The sequence below is a fragment of the Rhodoferax sp. genome, assembly GCF_039922535.1.
Taxonomy (GTDB): domain Bacteria; phylum Pseudomonadota; class Gammaproteobacteria; order Burkholderiales; family Burkholderiaceae_C; genus Rhodoferax_B.
On sequence record NZ_JBDTEM010000167.1, the window covers coordinates 1 to 2,236 of the forward strand.

The window sequence follows — 2,236 nt, forward strand, 5'->3', positions numbered from 1 at the left end:
ACACGGCCACCACCACTAATTTCGCGTCCTCTTTAACGCCTCTTAGGAACCCTATGACCACCCCTTCAGTTGCTATAGCCCCCCGCGACAAGGCCGACATCCTGGCCCAGGCCCTGCCCTACATACGCCAGTACCACGGCAAAACCATGGTCATCAAGTACGGCGGCAACGCCATGACCGACCCGGCGCTGCAACAGGCCTTTGCCGAAGACGTGGTGCTGCTCAAGCTGGTCGGCATCAACCCGGTGGTGGTGCACGGCGGCGGCCCGCAGATCGAGGCGGCGCTGGGGCGGCTGGGCAAAAAGGGCCAGTTCATCCAGGGCATGCGCGTTACCGATGCCGAGACCATGGAAGTGGTCGAATGGGTGCTGGCCGGCCAGGTGCAGCAAGACATCGTGGGCCTGATCAACCAGGCCGGTGGCAAGGCGGTGGGCCTGACCGGACGCGACGGCGGCATGATCCGCGCCAAGCAGCTGCGCATGGCCGACCACACTGACCCCAGCGTGCTGCACGACATCGGCCAGGTGGGCGACATCGAGAGCATCGACCCCAGCGTGGTCAAGGCGCTACAAGACGACGCCTTCATCCCGGTGGTCAGCCCCATCGGCTTTGGCGCCGACAACACCAGCTACAACATCAACGCCGACGTGGTGGCGGGCCGCCTGGCCATCGAGCTGCAGGCCGAAAAGCTGCTGATGCTGAGCAACATCCCCGGCGTGCTGAACAAGGCCGGCGAACTACTGCCCGACCTGACGGCCAAGGACATCGACGGCCTGTTTGCCGACGGCACCCTGTCCGGCGGCATGCTGCCCAAGATTGCCGGGGCGCTGGACGCCGCCAAGAGCGGTGTCAAGGCGGTGCACATCATCGACGGCCGGGTGCCGCATGCCCTGCTGCTGGAGATCCTGACCGAGCAGGCTTTCGGCACCATGATCCGGTCGAACTAGATGGCCCTAGAGTCGCCCGAAGAGTTATCCGCAGAAGCGCCGCGCAAACGCCCCAAGCCGGGCGAGCGCCGGGTGCAGATTCTGCAGGCCCTGGCCACCATGCTGGAGCAGCCGGGGTCCGAGCGCATCACCACCGCGTCTTTGGCCGCCCGGCTGGACGTGAGCGAAGCCGCGCTGTACCGCCACTTTGCCAGCAAGGCGCAGATGTTCGAAGGGCTGATCGAGTTCATCGAGCAGTCGGTGTTCTCGCTGGTGAACCAGATCGTGGCCACCGCGGGCGACGCACCGGGCCCGCTGCAGGCCCGCCGCATCGTCTCGGTGCTGCTGCAATTTGGCGAGAAAAACCCCGGTATGGCCCGGGTGATGGTGGGCGACGCGCTGGTGTTTGAAAACGACCGCCTGCAGCAGCGCATGAACCTGTTTTTCGACAAGATCGAGGCCACGCTGCGCCAGTGCCTGCGCACGGACAATCCAGCCAGCAGCACTCCCACGGTGGATGCACAGGTGCAGGCTTCGGTGATGACGGCGTTTGTGGCGGGGAGCCTGCAGCGCTTTGCCCGATCGGGTTTCAGGCGGCTGCCCACCGAGCACCTGGAAGCGAGTTTGCGCGGCTTGCTATTGAATAAGTAGCTGCCTGCGCAGGCGTTACTTGCACCAGAGGCCGATTTGACCTCTAAAAATCAAACTAAACCGCCGCCGTCGCCTTGAACGGTTGGGGTTTGCTGAACGGGCTGGTGTAGGGCTTGGTGTTGAACTTGCCGTGCGGCAGGCTGGCCAGGCGGGCCAACAGGCGGGAGCAGTAGCCGTCAATGCCTAAGCATTTGTTCAGCTCGTCCACCGGCAGCGGGCCGGACACCACCACGATGTCATTGGCGTAGTCTTGCGCCCCGGCGGCCCGCAGCTTGCGCCGTGCGCCCATGGCCCAGGACTGGATGCGGGTGGGGTTGCCGTGCTGGTGCAGCTCGCCGGTGCTGACATCGAACGCAATCGCCACCGTGTCGGTTTTCAAACGAAAGCGACGCTCCCCCGTGACCGCGCTCGGAGGCGTGTCCATGTCGTACAGGTAGTAGCTGCCGCCTTTGAGTTGGTATTGCAATTCCATAGCGATTACGGGAGGTAAGCTGCATTGTGGATGATATTTTTCACACCCAATGCATAAATTAGCGGCCAAACGCGGGTTAACTCGCTGCCCATCCCGGCTTTTACCGGCAGTTACATACAAGGCTCACCGGGCTCACACAAGGGCGGCAATGCCCTGCCACCGATAATCGGGGCATGACTACACCGAA

General features: G+C 63.5%; 3 protein-coding genes. 2 read left to right on the forward strand and 1 reads right to left on the reverse strand.

The annotated features are described in order from the left end of the window. Positions 1-53 precede the first annotated feature (53 nt). Both argB and slmA read left to right on the forward strand, forming a co-directional pair. Complete coding sequence (gene argB / locus ABI213_RS07960) at positions 54-947, forward strand: acetylglutamate kinase (RefSeq protein ID WP_348026641.1); 894 nt, start codon at positions 54-56, stop codon at positions 945-947. Next, positions 948-1,577 carry a nucleoid occlusion factor SlmA gene (gene slmA, locus ABI213_RS07965; protein WP_348026643.1) on the forward strand — a complete coding sequence of 210 codons (630 nt, stop codon included), beginning with the start codon at positions 948-950 and terminating at the stop codon, positions 1,575-1,577. Positions 1,578-1,632: 55 nt separating this feature from the next. Here the strand turns inward: slmA and ABI213_RS07970 are convergent, their stop codons facing one another. Beyond that, positions 1,633-2,049, reverse strand: coding sequence for a hypothetical protein (locus tag ABI213_RS07970; protein WP_348008614.1), 417 nt, complete (start codon positions 2,047-2,049; stop codon positions 1,633-1,635). Positions 2,050-2,236 lie beyond the last annotated feature (187 nt).